Consider the following 19092-nt stretch of genomic DNA (forward strand, 5'->3'; position numbering starts at 1 on the left):
CGGCGCAGATTTCACGCTGATCTGATTGCGCCCCGGGTAGCCCCGCAGGGCCTCGGCGTTCTTGTTTCAGCAGGTGAGGAGTAGTTCGACCGGGCGATTGAAGTCTCGGGAGTGATGTCGCAGTGCTTGGGCGATGTTGTGGTGCCCGGCCAGTCGCAGGACGCTGATGACGGAATACGGACCGTGGCCAGGACTTGGGGGCCGGTGCCGGTGCGGTTCTGGTGGCGGTCCTCGTCGAAGGTGACGTCGCGGACGTGGTGGAGGGAATTTTCGATCGACCAGTGTCCTCGCAACCAGTCGGCTATCTGTTGGTGGCTGGCATCGAGAGCCGACAGGCTGGTGATCACGTAGATGGTTTCGCGGGTCTGTTTGCGGGTGCGGCGATGCCCGGAGACAACGGTACGGGTGCGCCGGACACGCAGTACCTGGACCGCGCCGGGGAACCCGATCCCGGCCGAGATTTCGGTGGCTTGCAGGGTGCGGGTCTCGATCCGGCCGTGCGCAGGCTTTCCGGTCGTTCGGTCGAGCACGGGAATATTGTTCCAGGGCAACGCTTTACAGCGTTTCCGCAGCTTCGGCTGGTTGGCCTTGATGGTGAGAATGTAATGCGCTCGGGCATCGACGATCAGCTGCGCGGTCTCACGGCAAGTGTGGGCGGCATCGGCGGTGATCACGCATCCGGTGATGGTCAAGGTCTTCAGTAGTTCCCGCAGCGTGGGTGTCTCGCTGGTCTTGCCCGCCACCGCGATCTGGGCCACGACCAGGCCGGTGGCCTGGCAGATCCCGGCGAGCAGATGCGTCAGCCGCCCGGCGGCATCGCGGGCGCCTTTGAGAGTCTTACCATCGAACGACAACACGGTGACACCACCGATCATTGTGGCACGCAACCACATCCAAGCTCCCAGCGCGACATCGAGCCCATCGCCGTCGAGGCGTTGCAGCAGGCGGCGGATCGTCTTCTCACTCGGCGCCGAGCCTGCCAGACCCAACCGGCGCAGCACGGTCACCGGCGCGTCGCCGGCCCATTCCCCGATCGCTGCGAACGACCGGGCACCGGCCATCGTCGCGGCCAGCGCCACCAGCAGAACCGATGCCAGCGAGAACCGGCGACCCTGCCGACGCCGCGGATCAGCCACCCGCTTCAGCACTTCCAGCAATTCGGCAGGAACCACGGTCGCGAGGTCGTCGCGGGCGCCGGGGACACCGCCGACGCCACTCGCCTCGACTGGAATATCGGAAACAAGAGATGATGAGACAGCGGGCACGGCAACAGCTTTCGGGCGATCGGGCTTCAGCAACCACGATCATCACGCACTGCTGCCGCGCCCGCCCTCAACGACACACCGAAACACCAGGTCAGACCGTCACCCCACAAGAACGCCGACGCCCTGGGTAGCCCCGGGGCTCTACGCCTGCCTGCCAAGTACCTCTCCTGCTCGGCCGCTGGGTCGGCCAGTGTCAACCAAGTGCCACGGCCGCCAAGACCGCTGCCGTCATCGTGCCCACCCTCGTCTATACCTCTACCGGGATGTCAGACTACCGATGAACAGTGTTGTTGCACATGCGAAGTGCACGGCTGTGCACTGTAACGCACCCGAGATCGTCTGGTGCTGTTGGTCTTCAGATGTAGCCGTTCAGGCCGAACCACGCGCTGTGCGTCATGCAGTTCAGGAACGTCAAAAAATCTGTGGCGGTGCGTAGTTCGCTACCCGGCAGCACCGCCCGCGCCTGCATCGGCGGGCACCCGGCCGGGCTCGTTCGGTAGTCTTCCGTTCGCAAACGCTGTCGGGACGAAGGGGGAGGCGTGGCCGCTCAGGCAATTCAGGCGCAGGACGATCCGAATCTGCTCGCGCAGATCGGGCAGGCCGCAGCGCGGGCGGAGCTGGGACAGCACCAATCGGCCTATCGGGTCCCGACGATCACATTCCGGAAGGCTGTGCAGGGGCCGGCCGTTCTGGAGTTGGTCGGCCTGGTCGCCGTGCTCGTGGGTGTGTTCGTGAAATCCGAGTCGCTGATCATATTTTCAACGATCTGCTGCTGCATCGGCGGGGTTTTTCTGCTGCTCGCTGTTGTTGGGGCGCGGACGGTTTCCGGCAAGGTTCGCGACCTACGCCTCGATCTGTACGAGCACGGGCTGGTGCAGGCCACCGGAACCGGGATCCGGATTATTCGCTACGACAACGCATCGGTGCTGCAGTCGACTATCAGGTATCAGCAGACCGGCGGCGTGGGCTACCGCTACACGCTTACCGACACGGCCGGTACCGCGATCGAGTTGACCGGCAGCTATCCGCGGCCACAGGAGTGGGGCCCCCAGATCCAGGATGCGGTCACCAGGGTCCAGTTGCCGGCGTCCTGGTCTGCGTTGCAGGCCGGGCAGCGGTTGGACTTCGGTCCGCTGTGGCTCACCATGTCCGAGATCGGCGGGGAGCAGAAATCCGCGCCGTGGCCGCAGATCGAGGAGATCAAGGTCCATGACGGGGTGGTGAGTATCAAACAAGCAGGACAATGGTTCTCGCTGGCCCGCACCGGGTCAGTAGCATTCGAAACTTCTTCGTGTTCCACACGCTGGCCGAACACCTACGCAAAGCGCACGGCCGTGACGGTGCTGCTCGGATGTAGGCCGTCCCAGAAAAACTAACTAGCCCGACTAACCCGGCAGGGTGATCTCGGCAAGTTCCTTGTCGCTGCGCAGACCCCGCCAGCTCGGGTGTCGCAGCCCTTCGCCGGTGTATTCGCGGTATTCGATGCCGCCGATCAGCTCCGGCCGTACCCAGCGCACCGCTGCGGGGCGGGCGCGACCACCGAGAGGCGTGTCGAACGGACTTTCCGATGTGGCGAGTTCGTCGAGTCGTGCCCTCAGGCTGCGGCGGGCCGCCATCGTGAACCCGGTGCCGACATTGCCGATGTAGACGAGGCGACCGTCGGAGTCGTAGGCGCCCAACGCCAGCGACCCGAAGGTGCGCGACATCATCCCGGTCCCGGGCGTCCACCCGGTCACGATCGCCTCGGTGGTCTCGCGGATCGGGGTCTTGATCCACACCGGCGACCGGCGACCCGGGTGGTAGGCCGATTCGATCTCCTTGGACACGATGCCCTCGAGGTGGTGCTCGCGGGCCACTTCGAGCATCCGATCGGCGTCGACCTCCAACCAGTACGGCGGGACGCTCACCAACGGTGCCGACAGCTCGAGGTCGGCCAGGCGGGCGCGCCGAGTCAGATAGGGAAGCCCCGTGACATCCTCGCCGTCCGCGGTCAATACGTCGAACGCATACAGCTGCACCGGCACCGACCGGATCAGCTGCTGGGTGGGCCGCACGACATGCATGCGACGTTGCAGCAAACCAAACGATGGTGCGCCAGACGGCTTCTGCGCGATCACTTCGCCGTCGAGAATCAACTCCCGACCCCGCGCGGATTCCGCGATCGCTGCGGCGAGCTCCGGATATGAACTGGTGACGTCTCGACTGTTTCTGCTGTACAGGCGGCAGCTGTCGCTGTCGCAGACGATCATTGCGCGCACGCCGTCCCACTTCATTTCGATCGCCCAGGCAGCAGTATCCGGCGGCCGCCCTGCGACGGCCAGCATCGGTTCCGGCACCGCAACCACACCATCAGCGTACTTTCAGCTATCGCGATCCGGGTTCGCTATCGACGCAGCGCCACCAGGCGTGTCATTATACGAACATATGTTCGACAGAAACGGCCTTCAGGGAGATGGCGAGCGACCCGACAGGCCACTGGCCGGGCTGCCGCGCGCCGCACAACTGGACGCCCTGCGCGCCCAAATGGCGGCGATCCCAGGCGAAGTCGACGCCGTAACCACCCCACCAGCGCCCGCGGCGGATGTCCTCGAGATCCCAGGAGGACTCGGCGAGGCGCTACCCGATGGCGGACTGCCGCGCGGCAGTGTCCTCGGCTGCACCGGCGGCGGCTCGGTGCTGCTCGGATTACTGGCCGCCGCCACCGCCGCTGGCGAAACGGCAGCGGTCCTGGGCAACCCGCGAATCGGCCTACTCGCATTCCACGAAATGGGCGGCAACCTCGCACGACTCGCCCACGTGCCGAACCCAGGAGACGACCCGATGTCGATCGCCGCGGCCCTGCTCGAAGGCGTCCCCGTCGTGGTGCTCGACGTCGCCGGATCCGCACCGCCGTCACCGTCCCGCGCGGTCGTCGCGCGAGCACGCAGCCACGGCACCGTACTCATCGTCACCACCCGCGGATGGGCACGGCCGGATCTGCAACTGGAGTCCCGCCCCGCCGCCTACACCGGCCTCGGCCAAGGCCGCGGTCGCCTGCAAGAAATACATCTCGATGTCCGCGTATCCGGGCGTGGCACTCGCCCGAGCATCTCGCGACTGACCCTCGCCGGAGCCGGGCCGGGCCGTACATGCTGGACCCGGCAGACAGCGGTCGCGGCGATCGCCAGCCCGCTCACGCAAACCGGATGAGCGCCACCATGGACGGCGACAGGTACGCGGCGTTGCGCCGACTTCAACCGCCTCGCCCCGTTCTGGTGAATCCACGCAAGGTGTGGATGCTCCCCGACCGAACGCCGAAGCGCGACGGACCCGCAGCCCTCGGTGTCGCCGCCTTCAGCCTCGACCCGCAGATCACCGACGACTGGATACCCGCCGTGCAGTTCGCTTGGGCGAGAATACGTTTCGGCGCCGCCGCCTTTTCCGCTTCGCCCGCCGTGGTTCCTCGCGCTCCGGAACGTAGGCCACACGCCCAGTCGAGCCAGGATTCCTCAAACTCGGGAACTGCTGCATCGACCGCCCGTCCCACCATCGCTGCACAGGCCACGGTGGCGCAAACGCTTCGTCGTCCCACCGCGTTGGGCTGAACGTCCAAAACAGCTCCCCTTCCATACCTTCGACCTGCGGCAGTGGTCCCTCGGTCAAGATCGGCTTCACTGGCAGAACAAGCCGACGAATTCCGGTCACGTGCTGCCGCCGGTGAACCAAAATCTGCACTGGCCAGGGAATTCGGGATCAGCCGCGAAACCGTCTACACCTACCTACGGGCTTGAATCATCCGTTGAGCCTTCGTTTGAGGGCACGCTTTCATCCTGTTGCCTCGCCGAACTGAGGTTATCGCGGGCAATCAGGATGTGGGGGTGGTCGGGATCCAGGATCCGCTCGCAGTCCGCAAGGTTCCGTTCGAACAACGGGATCGCCTCGGCCGCACGTCCCACATCTCGGTAGGCGAGGGCGAGGTTGTTGCGGGAGAGCAGGGTGTCGGGGTGATCAGCGCCCAGGACGCGTTCGCGATCACTGAGGACGTGCTCGTGCAGTTCGATCGCCTCGATCAATCGCCCCGCCGACCAGTAGGCGTTTGCGACGTTGTGGCGGGAGGTGAGAGTGTCGGGGTGGTCGGGGCCAAGCACCCGTTCGCGGTCGGTGAGGTTCCGCTCATACAGGTCGATCGCTTCGGATAGCCGTCTCGCTGATCTGTACGTGCCAGCGAGGCTGTTGCGAGAAAGCAGGGTGTCGGGGTGATCAGCGCCCAGGACGCGTTCGCGATCACTGAGGACGTGCTCGTGCAGTTCGATCGCCTCGATCAATCGCCCCGCCGACCAGTAGGCGTTTGCGACGTTGTGGCGGGAGGTGAGAGTGTCGGGGTGGTCGGGGCCAAGCACCCGTTCGCGGTCGGTGAGGTTCCGCTCATACAGGTCGATCGCTTCGGATAGCCGTCTCGCTGATCTGTAGGTGTTGGCGAGGTTGTTGCGGGAGTGCAGGGTGTCGGGGTGGTCGGGGCCGAGGACCCGTTCACGGTCAGTGAGGTTCCGGTCATACAGGTCGATCGCTTCGGATAGCCGCCCGGCTGACTCGTAGGTGTTGGCGACGTTGTAGCGGGCTGTCAGGGTGTCGGGGTGATCAGGGCCGAGGACCCGTTCACGGTCAGTGAAAACCTGCTCGTGCAGAGTGATCGCCTCCGGCAGTCGCTCCGCCCAGTGGTAGGCGTAGGCGAGAGTATGGCGGGCTGTCAGGGTATCGGGGTGGTCGGAACCGAGAACCTGTTCGTGTTCGACGACAGTGTGGTGAGCTAGGTTGATAGCACGGGTGAGGTCAGGGGATTCGATGAGTTGATGGGTAGCCCACCGGCGCATGGCCAACACGATGGTGAGGGTGTCGAGGTCGGGGATGTCTTTGATGGCTTCCCAGAGTGCTTCTATGTGGTCGACCAGCCGGGAGCCTTCTTCCCGCCGTTGGAACGCATGGGCTTCATCGAACAATTGCGGTGCAAGTATCGCGACCGCGTCGGTGGCGATACTGGTAATTGTGTGGGTGGTTTGGGCGCGTTGTCGCAGAACCCGGCCCAGCAGTCGGTGCATCACGATGGTGTTCCCGGTGGTCGACCACGACAGCAGCGATCCTTCCACGCACCGCTGCAGTGCTGCGGCTAGATGGCAGTCGGAGTCGGGCAGCATCATGTGGTCGACGCCATCGGGGGCCAGCAACGCCATCACGCCCAGCAGCCAGCGCACCTTCTCGTCGAGTTCTGTGGCGCCGGTGGGGGTTTCGGTGGTTTGGATCGACAACAGTAGCGCCTGATCCACGGCCAAGGGGTGGTCGCTTCCTCTACGGCGCGGCAGCACCGCGGGCAGTGGTTGGGCAGCAAGGAGTTGTCGGTAGCGGCTGTAGTCCAGGCGACGGCCGGTGATGGTGGCCGCCGCGGCCGACAACGCCAACGGCAGATCCCCCAGATCCTTCGCCACCTGCGCGGCACCGATGTCGTCGTTCAAGCCGGTCGACTCTTGCAGATAGGTGATCGATTCATCGCGGGCGAATCCCTCACCGACGTCGACGATCTCGCCGAGTTGAGTGAACGAGCGGTCGATACTGGTAACCACCACCCGGGTCACACCACCGGTCGGCAGAAATCGATCTACCAGGTCAGGGTCGGTGGCGTTGTCCAACACCAGTAGCGCTGGCTCCTGGCGTCCCGACAAGTGATCACGCAGCCTTCGGGCCGAGACCGCGGAATCGCCGTCGGGGTCGGCTACCCCGACTCGGGTCGCGATATCGGCAAGACCGGCCAGCAGGGTGTCGGAGGTTTCGGCGTTGACCCAGCCCACCACCCCATCCCCTGCACCGATGGCATCTCGGGCATAGGCAGCCGCCACTTGTGTCTTGCCCGCCCCCCGCATCCCGGTCACCACTACCGCCACCGGTACACGTTGCAGCGTCTCCCGCAGTTCCTCCACCTGCGCACGGACCACGAAATACGGTGCGCGTCGGGGGATCCTGCCCACCACCACACACCCGGCATCGAGTGAATCCGGGCCGGGTTGGGATCGCGGTGGTTTGCGTTGCGCGTTGCCGCGTAGGGTCTGCCAGTAGGCGATTGTGCGCTTATCTGGAGTCCTCGCCGCGGGGGTCTTCCCGGACTTGGCGTACAACACCTGCAGTACCTTCTCGAATTTGGCCGTATCACGCGGGATTACCACTGCGGCGTCATCAAAGTCGAACCACCCCGCGACAGTACTGCTCGATACCATGCCACCAGTTTCGCAGGCGATAGCCGTCGGTGAGGGCTCACCGGCCGCCGCGTACAGCGCCCGCCACTGCGCAAGGTACTCATCTCGCGGCGAAGCAGGCCTACCGGACATCACTACGTCTTCCTCGACTCGTGACGACCCAGCACGAGTCGTAGACCCGCGAAACCCCTCCCGACATGCACATATCCGCACAATAACTGACTCCGGGATTCGTACACCGTCGAATCCAACGGCTCACTGGAAGGCGACCGCTTCACCTCACGTCGATCGGAAACCTCATGTCACGCACCAACAAAGCCCTCCTGCTCACCGTCGCCGGTCTCACCGCGCTCATCGTCGGGATCACCGCGGGCATACTCTCCCGCATCGACGGCGCCACCCTCGCCACCACCATCACAGCTGGCGGAATCGGCTTCGCCAGCACCCTCACCCTGATCTTGGCCTGTATCACCGCATACACCCTGCTCTAGCAATTCCTCCGACACCGACCGACGCCAGAGACCCGAGGACCAGAGCCGCGCCATTCTCGGCCCTGAACGCGGTGCCTGCACGAAACCCCACGGTCAAACCCGGGTACACCGCTCCCGTCGCCGTGGCGTTGTTGACGAAGGTGTCGGCCGTGCGCCGCGAACCAACGTCCGGTTTAGAGGACGTGGGCGTTGGTGCGGATCGAGTTCAGGCAGTCCTGCATTGACGGCTGGGTGCCGTACACCAGCTGCATCGCACGGTTGTAGCCGAGCTCGAGGGCTACCCTGCCGGAATGTTCGTCGGCGACCAGCGGGCTGACCGCGAAGCCTGCGGCCGGGCGCGGGGTGTAGCTGAAATCCGCCGCCGCGCTGTGCTCGTCGATATCAGCGCACAGCTGCGCGATCCCGTCGGCGCCGAGCGCGTTGGGCGCGGCGAGCACCTGCGCGTCGCCGAGCCGAGCCCACCGATTCTTCGCCACCGCACGATGGAACCCCCAACAGCTCGGGCTGATAGTGGCGGAACTGATCGTGTCCCAACTACTTCCGGCTGGTACGCCGATCACGGTCGCGGTCGATGACACCCTGTTCCGTCGACGGGGCCGCCACGTTCACGCGGCGGGCTGGTTCCACGACGGGTCCGCGGCAGGGCAGGTCAAACTCGGATTCGGCAACAACTGGGTGGTCCTCGCGATCGTGGTGTGGCTGCCGTTCTGTTCCCGCCCGGTGGCGTTGCCGGTCCTGGCCGCGTTGGCGGTCAAAGGCGGTGCGGGGAAACCGGATCTGGCCCGTGACATGCTCGATGTCCTCGCCGAACAGTTTCGCCGATCGCACGGTCCACCTGGTGGGTGACTCCGCCTACGGTTGCGGCGCGTTCGCCGGTCTCGGCGACGGCATGACGATCACCACCCGCGCCAAAGTCAACGCCGTGTTCCACGAGCTCGCCCCACCCCGAACCGGTAAACGCGGTCGACCGGCGTTGAGGGGCACCAGGATCGGCACACCGACCGATATCGCCAAGGCCGCGGCCTGGAAAACTGGGACAGTATCGCGGTACGGCACCACCGGCACCGTGAACCTCACCGAACGCGTATGCCTGTGGTTCGGGACTTGGCGCACCGACACGGTCCGGGTCATCCTCGTCACCGACACCGGACGCGCCACCAAAACCAGTGCGGCCCATGGCTATGACATCGCGTTGATCACCACCGACCTCACCTCCACCACCGAAGAGATCATCGCTCGCTACGCGGCCCGCTGGGCCATCGAGGTCACGTTCTTCGATGTCAAGAACCTCCTCGGCGTCGCAGACGCCCGCAACCGCGTCGAGAGGGCTGTCGCCCGGACGGTGCCCTTCGGACTGTTCTGCCACAGCATCCTGGTCATCTGGTACGCCATGGCCGGCCACGACCAGGACGACGCTGCCCAACGACGCGCCGCCGCACCCTGGTACCAGAGCAAAACCGAACCCTCGACCCTGGACATGCTCACCAACCTCCGCCGCCAGATCATCGCCACCCGATTTATGCCCACCACACCCCGACCAGCGACAACCCAGGAAATCATGGAAGTCCAGCAAGCCTGGCTGCAAGCAGCCGCGTAACTGCGAAAGTCGAGTCAGCAACCAGAACCTCGGTTATGACCTTGAAGGTACCGACCCGTTTGACCGAATAGCCCGGATCGAAGTCAAGAAGGTCGATGGTCCTACAGCCCGCTTCTCGATGACCAATAACGAACTGTCACTGATGATGAACTCGCCTGGCGAGTACCTGCTGGCAGTCATTATCGGTGATGGGAAAGGCGTCAAACTGGCGATGCTCGATCCCTCAAGGAAGGATTTGCCGAAAGAACGCGTCTGCCGTCGTTGGGAGTGGGAATTCACTGACTGGGCACGCTTCGCCGAGATCGTTGAATAGCGGGACGGTTCACTCGTGACGCGGTGAAGTTTTTTGGCGGCGACTACCGTGACCGATTGCGGGGGCTGCCTCAGACACGACTGCTCGCTCTACTTCCGGCGGATGCGCAGGTGCGCGCACTCCTGCCGGACCGCCCGGTGTTCGCCCTGGCGCTGCGCTGGCTGGAACGCCACTGCCCGCCCGCGCCGGTCGGTCGCTTGAGAAAAAAAGGGGGCCGCCGCTGGCGCTCGATGGTTCCCTCCAACAATGCGGGGGAACCTAACACCGCCTGGAGTCCGCCTATGTGCCATGGTTTTCCGCCGCAGGATCGATCGCGTTAGCCTGGTGAACAGGATGAACAGTCACGAGGGGACATTGGTTCAAGCACTTCTTTTGGGGGTTGGTACCTTTCAGAGCACACGCGACGACGAGTGGAACCCCGCGTCGGAGGAGTTGACTCCGCTGCCGTCGGTCGAACCGCAGGTGCATGAACTTGCCGCGACACTCTCGCTCTTCGACGGCCTGAACATCAATGGGCCGGTGATCGACGCAGACCGAACGAGCGTCGAAGAGAACTGGCGGCAAATGCGGCATGATGCGGCGGGCCGACCCTGTATCGTTCACTTCACTGGCCACGGAGTCTCTCGTGGCCGAGTTCTGTACCTGGCAGTGCGCGACAGCAGTCTGACCGACCTGCCGGAGTCGGCGATCGATGTCAGTCGATGGCTCAACGAGGTCGAACACGGCTCCGGCCAGTCGCCAGTCTTGTTCCTGCTCGATGTCTGCGGTGCAGGCGCCGCGACGGACTATCAGTTGTTCCAAGACATTCCCGAGAGCGACCGAAGAACCTGGGTGATCGCGGCATGTACAGCGGACGAGAGCGCTTTCGGCGCTCGTTTCACCAAGGCCACGGCCCAGGCACTGGAGCGGCTCCGCCTGGGGCACTGGGACATTTCTCCCGCTCTACCACACGTCCCGGTGGAGGTGGTCACCAACGAGATTGCGCGAGACCTAGTCCGCCTCGGCGAGGGATATCCACAAACCGTGCTGCACTCGCCGCGCCGGGCTGCCTCGTTGCCGGTGCCGGAATTTTTCGTCAACCCGGCGTTCAGCACCGACGGCTGGCAGCGGCTTCGGAGCCGACTCCGGTCGGCACTTCGGGAACTGGCGTCGGAGTTCGACCCCGGTCTGGACCCGGTGCATTTCCTTACCCGGGCTTCCGGCCGCTCGGACGACGCCGCCGCGATGACGGGCTGCCTATTCACAGGCCGTACCCGTGAGCTGACTCAGATTCGCTCGTGGTTGAGCAGCGACGAATCCATGTTGCTTGTCACCGGAAGCCCCGGGGTTGGTAAGTCGGCGCTGCTGGGAGTGACAGTCTTCCTCGCACACAACCAGCTCGCCGAGATGAGCATGGTTTTGGCCAGTCGCATCCCTGCTCAGTACCGACCGGAGCGTCGCTACCCGACCCTGGTCGCGGTTCACGCCCGGCACCGAGGCGTGGATGCGGTGACCGGTTCGATCATTGCTCAATTGACCCCCGATGGTGCGGAGCCGGCGGTGCCCCGCGGCGACGAAGCTGTGAAAGAGCTGATTCGCATTGCCAGCGACCTGTCAGAACCAGTGATTCTCATCCTTGATGCCGTTGACGAAGCACTGGAGAGCGACCGCATTGTCTGCGATTTAATCCCGGAACTCCTGCGCACCCACCGCACCGACGGGCGCCCGGCTTTTCGAGTGCTCGTGGGGATGCGCCCACGACAGTCGGATGGTTACCTGCTCGGCGACTGGCCAGGCCCCCACGGGGTCGTACTCAACCTGGACACATCCACCGGTGTCGAGGAGCTCGCTGACGACCTCATGACCTACATCGCCGACGTTCTGTCCAGTGTATCTGGGTACAGCGACCAGGCCCTCCGCGAGTCCGTGGCCCGAGCAGTCGCCACCGCGATCGCGCAGAGCCCTGACCGCAGCACCTTCCTCCTCGCAGCACTCTTCGCCGACTTCCTGCGGACCGGTGAACCCCTAAATCCGGACGAGGCGGTCGCCCAGCTGCCGCAAAGTCTGCCTCAGCTGCTCGAACTGCACCTCCGGACCACGCTCGATGGTGACCCGTGGATGCGGCACCTGATGATCGGGCTAGCCCAAGCGCGTGGTCAGGGCATGCCGCTGGAGCTCTTGGTTGCGGCCGCCTCCGCTGCGGCTATTACCGCCGGTCATGAACTCCAGCCGCTAGCCCTGGGCCAGGCTCGCGAGAAGCTGGCCATCGCCCACTTCTATCTGCGGACAAGCATCGACACGGACGGACGTCAGCTCTACCGGTTTTTCCACGAGTCGGTCACCGAGCACTTCCGTGACGGCGCAGCCGAACTCGACGGACTCGCCGATACGCTCTTCCACGAACTGCTGGCGACGGTTCCCGGCCAGTGGGCCGCTGAAGGATCGAGGTGGGATCTCGCCTCACCTTATCTGCTGCGACACCTAATGGAACATGCCGTCGCTGTCCCGGACGGGTCCGCGGTCGATCAGCTCTTTCTGGATCCGGAGTACCTAGTCCGCGCCGACCCCACCAGCATGAGGCAGGCCGTCCGCCGGACGAAGACCCCTACGGCGCGGCGAGCCGAAGTCGCGTACCGGACGGCCCTTGGCCGGGCCACCTTCGGCAGCGGCTTCGACCAAGGCATACCGCTGGAGACGCGCCGCGCCAAGCTTGAGCAGAGCCTGGTGACCTACCAAGCCACCGCGCTCGCACGACGCCTTCACCCAGAGCGTGCGGCGTTTCGCACGCTCTGGAGCACCGGCCTGCCCGAGGAGTCCTTGCTGTATGTAATCAGCGAGGACGAGTTGAGCGCCACCGTGTCAGCCCTGGCCGTCGGAGCCGTCGACCGACGGCTCCTCGCCGTGTTCGGCGGCACAGACGGCTCCCTCCAAGCGTGGGACATTACACCGAGTCCTGGTGAAGCGTTCCAGTACTTCTCGGTTCCCGAAACACCCGAGGGTGCCATCACCCAAGTAGCGATCGCTGATCTCGAGGAGCGGGCGATCATTGCCTCGGTCACTGAGCAGAACGCTCTCCTGTTGTACGACCTCGCGACGGGTGCGATCGTCGCCGACACACACCTCGACGGCGCGAGGGTCTCAGCCTTGGCGGTGGTCGGCACCGGGGAGGAAACGGTACTTGCAGTCGGTCGGGTCAGTGGCGACATCAGCCTGATCGGTCTGCTAGGCGAGTCGTTCGGGGAGATCCTCGACACTGTGAGCGCCGGCGACACCACCATTTGTTCGCTGGTCGGCGTGGAGACCACGGACGGTTCCGTCGCTTTCCACTGCGTCTTCTCCGAAACCAAGGGGCCCAGCGCGACACTGCTGCGCAAGCTTGACGAGCGGCCCGTCACCCTCTCATCGGACGGCCCACTCCAGGCGGTGCACATCCAGCCCACCGACGTGCCCGCCCCGCTGTTCTCCCTCATCGCTTACCACCCTCGCGAGTATGCGGTCCCGGTGGATGACACGACCGTCCACATCATCACCCTGGCCGAGGACCGCGGGCTGGTTCTCGGGGACATCTGTGAGATCGACCGCTTTCGGCTCGCGCTGACCGCCCATCGCGACGGCAACATACGAGTGTGGGACCTCGACGTCTGCCCGCGGTTCGGTCACGGCCAGAACCTCCGGTATCCCGCAACGGTCCTCGGCATGTTCCGGCTCGGCGGCTCGGAACTCGCCGTCAGCGCCCAACCCGCGTCTGGCGAGATCAAGGCCTGGGACCTGAGCACCGGCACCCAGAAGCATCAACTGGCCGATCTGGGCGAACTCACCCAGATCGTGACTGTGATGACCGGCGACATGTTCTACGTCGTCACGGTGACCACCGAGAATGATCTCGACACCTGGAATGTTCTTGAGGAGACTCTGGAATCGACCGTCAGCCTCCCAGCTCCGGCGACCGCGCTGACGGCTGTCCCGCACGGCGACTCGGTGTGGGCCGTGGTTGGTGGCGCCGACGGCGGCATCCACGTGTGGGACACGCAGAAGGAGTCGCTTTCCCACACGCTCACAGGCGCGGAGGGACCGGTCATGGAACTGGTTGCAGGCGAGGTCGACGGCAAGTGCCTCCTGGTCAGCATCCACGACGGAGGGAAGGTCTGTCTCTGGTCCTTGGCCGACGGCACCCTGCAGCGGTCGATCACGCTGGACCGGGTCAGTGCGATCGTGACGCTGGGCGGGAACCTGTTCGCGGTGGAACAGTCACCAGACAGCGACCGGCTGCGGATCTGGGACCTGATAACGGCCACGCTCTTGGGTTCTGTCCTGGCGACCGGCCTTCAGGTAATGACAATCAGCCATGTGAACGGCAGGCCAGCACTTGTAGGCGCTGGCCGTGAGGCGGAGGTCCACGCGTGGGACGTCGAAACCGGTGAGTCACTCGGATTCCCATACCCGGTGCCGGATCAAGTGCACACGATCGCCCCTTACGACGGCGGCGTACTGGTTGGCGGCAAGGCCGGCCACGTCACAGCCCTCGGCTGGTCGTATTCCTCGGCGACGCCAGCACTCCGCCCGACGCGGCCAACTGTCCGCGTCACCCACGTCCTGGCTTGGTTCCCGGGAGAACTCCTCTGCGGCGATACCCGCGCAGACGGATGGGAGTTGCACACCATAGACGAATGGGAGCAAGGACAGCCTCCCTCCTCCGGCCTGATCTGCACCCGGCCTGTCACTGCGACGGCTGCCGAATTCGAGGAAGCTCTCGTTGCCGTACTGAAGCTCGACGGATTTGAGCTCGTACGGCTGGAGGCAAACTGGTACGAGATCAGCGAAGTCGAGGGCTTGACCATGGGCGGGCCCTGGCAATTCCCGGCCTACGGCTTGCACTGCTACTCGGAGGAAGGACCACAGAAGTGACGATCGTTGCAGTGCACGGCATCGGCAACCATCTGAGCGGCCGATCGCCGGAACAGGCAGCCGCCGAACTAGCGGGGCGGTGGCAGCCAAAGCTGCAGCAGGGCTTCGCGGCCGCTGGACTGGGTAACAGACTCCCTGCCCTGCACGCGGCGTACTACGCCCACCACACCCACGCCGCGGAGCGGCAGGCTGTCGTGCCCGACCTGTCCTCTATCGACGCACAAGAACGGTCTGTCGTCATCGCCTGGGCGCTGGCCCTGGGGTCACCTACCTTGCACGAACGACAGGGACTGATCACCGCACCACTGCGACAGGTTCTGTCTTGGGTCTCCCAACGCCGCAAGATCCCCATCGGCACAGTCATTCGGATCGCCATGCAGCTGGCAGGCGAGGCGCACCGCTACCTCCACGTTCCGCATGTACGGGCTGCCGCCCGATCCTGCGTGGCTGAGTCGATCCGGCAGGCGCGCCCCCGGGTAGTGATGGCACATTCCCTTGGCTCCGTCGTCGCGTACGAGGCTCTCCATGCCCACCCGGAACTGATTGTGGACTGCTTCGTAACCTTGGGCTCTCCCCTCGGCCTGCCCATTGGGATCTTCGACCACTTGGTGCCCGCACCGATCGCCGATCGGGGTGCCCGGCCTGCCGGAGTCCGCTACTGGGTGAACCTCGCCGACACAGGTGACCTGGTAGCGATTCCACATCGGCTCGGCGACCGATTCCCCGTAGACCGACATGCCGATACTCCAATCGGACGTATCGACTTTCACACATTCGGAGCGTACTTAGCCTCCCCGCTCACCGCCGCGGCAATCGCTCCATTCGCCTTGGATCCGAATATCCCGGACCATATCGCCTGAGATTTCACAGTCGGTGTCTGAGATGGATATTGCCGCTCCATCCACCCCCCCCAGATCACTGAAGACTGGACAATGTCGTCCGGTCGACTCGCGACGCCCGCGACCGCGCCCAACCCATGGTGACGGAGCCGCGCCGATGGTCGACGGGAGTGGATTATCGGCGCGGCCAGATAATGGGAAAGGCGATAGGGTGGCAGATTTGGAGCTTCGATTAGTCGATAACCAGTACTTTTCGCTGGTTGAGGGCGTGTGCGTAGTGGTCGACTCCCCCTCCGGACACTTTTTCGTAGCGAACATGCACCAGATTGGGTGTCAGGACAACGTCCTGACACCCACCCGATACTCTCACCCCCCGACCTGGGCTTTTGCTCTATTCGGGGGTGGATCCTGTGACTGAGTTCACACTGACGCCAGTCGTTCCGTCCTCGTCGTCCGCTACTGCCGCCGAGCGTCTCGTGCTGGGCGAGACGCGGTCCGCGCGCTCGGGCCTGCCTTTAGCCGCGATGCACACACCGCGGGAGGACACCGCCGTCTACGGAGTGCGCACCATCGACACCAACGGTCGCGTGATCGACAAGGCAGTCATGACCGCCCTCGGTTGGCAGATCGGCGATCACCTGCACTGGCGGGTTCGTCACGGTTTGGTGATCATTTCCCGCCCCGGGTACGGGGCACTCGGGATCACCGCGCACGGCCACCTGCGCCTGCCCGTAGCCGTACGGCGCGCGGCCCGGCTGGAAGTCCGCGACCAGGTACTGCTGGCCGCCGACGCCAGTCACGGCCTGCTCGTGGTCTACCCACCGCGAGCCATCGATGAGATGGTCGCGCGCCGCTTCGCCGAAGGCTTGGACGGAGATGCATCATGAGCTCCCCTCCTCCCGCAGGCGCGGACGCCATCGCCGCCGCCTTGCTGGTCCTCGAGCGAATGGGCCTGTCCCCCAACGATCTACTGGGCGCCACCACGGCTCGACCGCCCGCGCCGACCTTCGCCGAATACGTCCCCCTCGTCTACGCGGCGATGCCACCAGGCGGCGCGCGAGAACACTACAAGTCCTACTGGGACAAGATCCTCGCGGCGAAGGGCTGGCCGGATCGTCGCATCGACCAGCCCACCGTCACGCAGCTCAAGCAACTGGTCGAATCCATCAAGACCGATCGAGTGATCCGCCGCAACGCCCGCGACGGGCGCAACGTGGTTCGTCACGTGATCGACGCCCTGCGGTGTCTGTATCGCCACGCCGAGCACGACGACCTCATCGCCCCGGCCGACAACCCGGCAATCCGCATCGACAAGCCCCGCATGCTGGCATCGAACCGGCGTGCCATCCCCGAACAACTACTGGCCCAGATCAATCACGTCGCCGCCACCACCGGCAACGACCCCGATCTGGACACCCTGATCCTGCGGCTGCACACCGAGACCGCGTGCCGACGTGGCGGGGCACTGTCACTGCGGCCCCAGGACCTCGATCCCACCCAATGCCTGATCCTGTTGCGGGAGAAGGGCGGCACGCAGCGGTGGCAGCCGGTGTCACCGACACTGATGTCCGCGTTGTGCCGTCACGGCATCGAGCGCCACGCCCCCGAGAACGAGCAGCTGCTGCGATACCGCAACGGACGCAAAATCACCCGCCGGCGATACAACCATCTGTGGGATCGCCTCGCCCGCGCGCTGCCCTGGGTGACCACCCAAGGCATCAGCATCCACTGGCTGCGCCACACCACCCTGACATGGGTCGAACGCAACTTCGGCTACGCGGTCGCCCGGACGTTCGCCGGGCACACCGACAAACGCGGCGACGGCGCCACCAACACATATATCCGCGCGACCATGCGGGAAGTCGCCGCGGCCGTCGCCGAACTCACCGGCGAACCACACCCCCTCCAAGCAGGCATCGATGAAACCTGGTCAACAGCTGAACCGACGCCATTCGGTACGGAGCAAGACCCATGAATGCTGCCATGTCACCGCGCGAACATGACTGTCTCGCAGCGGTATCCGTCTCCACAAAGATCTCCTCATTCGCCAAACTGATGCCCGAGGCCAGCACGATTGCTGGGTTGGTCGATGACTACCGCAGCGGCAGCTCGGTTGGAGAGGTGCGCGGGAAGCACCGCTTTTCGAAGGGCGGGCTGCTCGAGATCCTGGCCGACCACGGCGTCAAGATGCGATGCCAACCGCTGACAGAGGACGAGATCCACTGGATGGTCAAGCTATACGCCGAGGAACAGGCGCTGAACGCCATCGCCGACAAGCTGGGCAAGGCCAAGTGAAGCGTACGGAAAACCCTGTGGAACCCAGGGGCTCAGATGCGGCCCTCGACCAGCGCCTAGCGGTCAGTTAAGAACTAGTGATCTACGGCCTTGTCGCTGAAATGGGCGGATGCCGCTGATGAGCGTCTTCCTCGAAGGGCCGTCTCCCGACAACCCCGATGACAGCGCGTCGGGCTCGATGTCGCCTGGCGTCTCGCCTCCCGCTATGAACTGCGTCCCCTGCCCATCGGTTGGTCGCACTCGGCCTGGTCGCCGATCCCGCATCCGCGGCCGCGCAGGCTTTGCACGACGGATTGGGACGCGATGCGCTGCTGGACAAGCTGCAATCGGCGATCATCGGAACATCGCTGAGACAGCTCGAAACCGTACGGCCGGCGCTTGTGGCCGAATCGCGTTCGGTGCATCCCACCACGCCGACACCGCACTCGACGACAGCGGCCGAGCCCGAATTGTGGTACCGCAGAGCAATCGACGCCCCCTGGCTCGGCTTTTCCAGGACCGCGTTGCCGGACAAGGCTGGCTTCAGCGATGGCGTCATACTCGGCCCGCAACGCCGCTCCGTGCGCACCCCCGACGCGTGCCAGGTCTGGTACACATTCGTCGAATGTGTGCCTTCGCGTATTGAAATGCAGGTGCTCGACAGGGCGCGCCAGCGCAGTGCAACAGACCCTCGCTTTCATTATCGCGTCCTCGCTGCGGCGCACAATGCCATGGTCACCGCACCCGAAGCCGTCACGGCGCTGCTCCTCGAGTCGTTGGACATCGGTTGATCTCCGGAGATGGCTCTGGTCATTGGGCTGCGACGACGGCCGGGTCGGCCACTGTTCGAGGCCGCCGATGTTTCGCTCCGGGAGGTTTCCGCGCCGTGGATGACGGCGCAGGCCAATAGAACCCCACCGAGGTAGGTCAGCGCGTACTTGTCGTAGCGGGGGTCGCGATGCCTCGCCACTGCTCGAGCCGGTTGAAGCCCCGTTCTACGGTGTTGCGCAGGCCGTAGAGTTCGGCGTCGAACGCAGGTGGCCGGCCTCCTGCTGGCCCTTTCGCTTTGCGCCGGGCGATCTGGTCTTTGCGCTCGGGGATGGTGTGTTTGATGCTCCTGGAACGCAATTCGGTTCGTGTGCTGGGATGCGAGTACGCCTTGTCGCCGAGCAGCCGGAAGTCGCTGCCGGGCTCGCCCGCGGCACGAC

Annotated in this window: 17 protein-coding genes and 2 pseudogenes; 14 read left to right on the forward strand and 5 right to left on the reverse strand. The window is 64.8% G+C overall.

The window, feature by feature from the left end; genetic code table 11:
- Positions 1-11: 11 nt before the first annotated feature.
- Complete coding sequence (locus ACV7NQ_RS41895; protein ID WP_463364562.1) at positions 12-1265, reverse strand: ISAs1 family transposase; 1254 nt, start codon at positions 1263-1265, stop codon at positions 12-14.
- Between the two features lie 539 nt (positions 1266-1804).
- Between ACV7NQ_RS41895 and ACV7NQ_RS41900 the strand changes: the two genes are divergently transcribed.
- On the forward strand, positions 1805-2641 hold the full coding sequence (locus ACV7NQ_RS41900) for a DUF6585 family protein (protein ID WP_463364563.1): 837 nt from the start codon (positions 1805-1807) through the stop codon (positions 2639-2641).
- A gap of 9 nt (positions 2642-2650) precedes the next feature.
- Here the strand turns inward: ACV7NQ_RS41900 and ligD are convergent, their stop codons facing one another.
- Positions 2651-3589, reverse strand: coding sequence for a non-homologous end-joining DNA ligase (gene ligD / locus ACV7NQ_RS41905; RefSeq protein ID WP_463366018.1), 939 nt, complete (start codon positions 3587-3589; stop codon positions 2651-2653).
- Positions 3590-3689: 100 nt separating this feature from the next.
- Between ligD and ACV7NQ_RS41910 the strand changes: the two genes are divergently transcribed.
- Genes ACV7NQ_RS41910 through ACV7NQ_RS41920 form a run of 3 tightly spaced genes read left to right on the forward strand, consistent with a single transcriptional unit; the run spans position 3690 to position 5035 of the window.
- On the forward strand, positions 3690-4454 hold the full coding sequence (locus ACV7NQ_RS41910) for a hypothetical protein (RefSeq protein WP_463364564.1): 765 nt from the start codon (positions 3690-3692) through the stop codon (positions 4452-4454).
- Complete coding sequence (locus ACV7NQ_RS41915) at positions 4451-4849, forward strand: hypothetical protein (protein ID WP_463364565.1); 399 nt, start codon at positions 4451-4453, stop codon at positions 4847-4849. Before ACV7NQ_RS41910 ends, ACV7NQ_RS41915 begins: the two co-directional genes overlap by 4 nt.
- A 42-nt stretch (positions 4850-4891) precedes the next feature.
- Positions 4892-5035, forward strand: coding sequence for a helix-turn-helix domain-containing protein (locus tag ACV7NQ_RS41920; protein WP_463364566.1), 144 nt, complete (start codon positions 4892-4894; stop codon positions 5033-5035).
- On the opposite strand, the gene fxsT is transcribed toward ACV7NQ_RS41920, so the two are convergent.
- Complete coding sequence (fxsT, locus tag ACV7NQ_RS41925; RefSeq protein WP_463364567.1) at positions 5024-7507, reverse strand: FxSxx-COOH system tetratricopeptide repeat protein; 2484 nt, start codon at positions 7505-7507, stop codon at positions 5024-5026. The genes ACV7NQ_RS41920 and fxsT overlap by 12 nt on opposite strands.
- A 278-nt stretch (positions 7508-7785) precedes the next feature.
- Here fxsT and ACV7NQ_RS41930 point away from each other — a divergent pair, with 278 nt between their 5' ends.
- On the forward strand, positions 7786-7977 hold the full coding sequence (locus ACV7NQ_RS41930) for a hypothetical protein (RefSeq protein ID WP_463364568.1): 192 nt from the start codon (positions 7786-7788) through the stop codon (positions 7975-7977).
- Positions 7978-8150: 173 nt separating this feature from the next.
- Here the strand turns inward: ACV7NQ_RS41930 and ACV7NQ_RS41935 are convergent, their stop codons facing one another.
- Complete coding sequence (locus ACV7NQ_RS41935) at positions 8151-8453, reverse strand: hypothetical protein (protein WP_463366150.1); 303 nt, start codon at positions 8451-8453, stop codon at positions 8151-8153.
- Here ACV7NQ_RS41935 and ACV7NQ_RS41940 point away from each other — a divergent pair.
- From ACV7NQ_RS41940 to ACV7NQ_RS41980, 9 genes and pseudogenes are all read left to right on the forward strand, one after another.
- A complete protein-coding gene (locus tag ACV7NQ_RS41940) occupies positions 8398-8823 on the forward strand; it encodes a transposase (protein WP_463364569.1) in 426 nt (141 codons plus the stop codon). The two genes, ACV7NQ_RS41935 and ACV7NQ_RS41940, sit on opposite strands and share 56 nt — an antisense overlap.
- Positions 8816-9574, forward strand: a complete 759-nt coding sequence (locus ACV7NQ_RS41945; RefSeq protein ID WP_463366151.1) for a hypothetical protein — start codon at positions 8816-8818, stop codon at positions 9572-9574. The genes ACV7NQ_RS41940 and ACV7NQ_RS41945 overlap by 8 nt, the downstream gene beginning before the upstream one ends.
- 13 nt (positions 9575-9587) lie before the next feature.
- Positions 9588-9887, forward strand: a pseudogene (locus ACV7NQ_RS41950) (protein NO VEIN domain-containing protein); the annotation flags it as partial.
- A gap of 333 nt (positions 9888-10220) precedes the next feature.
- Positions 10221-14771: an AAA family ATPase gene (locus ACV7NQ_RS41955; RefSeq protein WP_463364570.1), complete on the forward strand. Its 4551-nt coding sequence runs from the start codon at positions 10221-10223 to the stop codon at positions 14769-14771.
- Positions 14768-15631: a hypothetical protein gene (locus ACV7NQ_RS41960; RefSeq protein WP_463364571.1), complete on the forward strand. Its 864-nt coding sequence runs from the start codon at positions 14768-14770 to the stop codon at positions 15629-15631. The genes ACV7NQ_RS41955 and ACV7NQ_RS41960 overlap by 4 nt, the downstream gene beginning before the upstream one ends.
- Positions 15632-16020: 389 nt before the next feature.
- Positions 16021-16497 carry a hypothetical protein gene (locus tag ACV7NQ_RS41965; RefSeq protein WP_463364572.1) on the forward strand — a complete coding sequence of 159 codons (477 nt, stop codon included), beginning with the start codon at positions 16021-16023 and terminating at the stop codon, positions 16495-16497.
- Positions 16494-17585, forward strand: coding sequence for a tyrosine-type recombinase/integrase (locus ACV7NQ_RS41970; RefSeq protein WP_463364573.1), 1092 nt, complete (start codon positions 16494-16496; stop codon positions 17583-17585). The genes ACV7NQ_RS41965 and ACV7NQ_RS41970 overlap by 4 nt, the downstream gene beginning before the upstream one ends.
- Before the next feature lie 8 nt (positions 17586-17593).
- On the forward strand, positions 17594-17905 hold the full coding sequence (locus tag ACV7NQ_RS41975) for a hypothetical protein (protein WP_463364574.1): 312 nt from the start codon (positions 17594-17596) through the stop codon (positions 17903-17905).
- 293 nt (positions 17906-18198) lie between these two features.
- Positions 18199-18675 (forward strand): hypothetical protein, encoded by a 477-nt coding sequence (locus ACV7NQ_RS41980; RefSeq protein WP_463364575.1) that lies wholly within the window; start codon positions 18199-18201, stop codon positions 18673-18675.
- A 95-nt stretch (positions 18676-18770) separates the two neighbouring features.
- Here the strand turns inward: ACV7NQ_RS41980 and ACV7NQ_RS41985 are convergent.
- Positions 18771-19069 (reverse strand): annotated as a pseudogene (locus ACV7NQ_RS41985) (transposase); the annotation flags it as partial.
- Between the last annotated feature and the right edge of the window lie 23 nt (positions 19070-19092).

This window comes from Nocardia sp. Tas62D01, from assembly GCF_055232035.1.

Coding starts and splice junctions, on each gene's coding strand:
- ligD (WP_463366018.1), bottom strand. CDS start 3,589: ATGCTGGCCGTCGCAGGGCGGCCGCCGGATACTGCTGCCTGGGCGATC.
- ACV7NQ_RS41910 (WP_463364564.1), top strand. CDS start 3,690: ATGTTCGACAGAAACGGCCTTCAGGGAGATGGCGAGCGACCCGACAGG.
- ACV7NQ_RS41915 (WP_463364565.1), top strand. CDS start 4,451: ATGAGCGCCACCATGGACGGCGACAGGTACGCGGCGTTGCGCCGACTT.
- fxsT (WP_463364567.1), bottom strand. CDS start 7,507: ATGGTATCGAGCAGTACTGTCGCGGGGTGGTTCGACTTTGATGACGCC.
- ACV7NQ_RS41930 (WP_463364568.1), top strand. CDS start 7,786: ATGTCACGCACCAACAAAGCCCTCCTGCTCACCGTCGCCGGTCTCACC.
- ACV7NQ_RS41955 (WP_463364570.1), top strand. CDS start 10,221: ATGAACAGTCACGAGGGGACATTGGTTCAAGCACTTCTTTTGGGGGTT.
- ACV7NQ_RS41970 (WP_463364573.1), top strand. CDS start 16,494: ATGAGCTCCCCTCCTCCCGCAGGCGCGGACGCCATCGCCGCCGCCTTG.
- ACV7NQ_RS41975 (WP_463364574.1), top strand. CDS start 17,594: ATGTCACCGCGCGAACATGACTGTCTCGCAGCGGTATCCGTCTCCACA.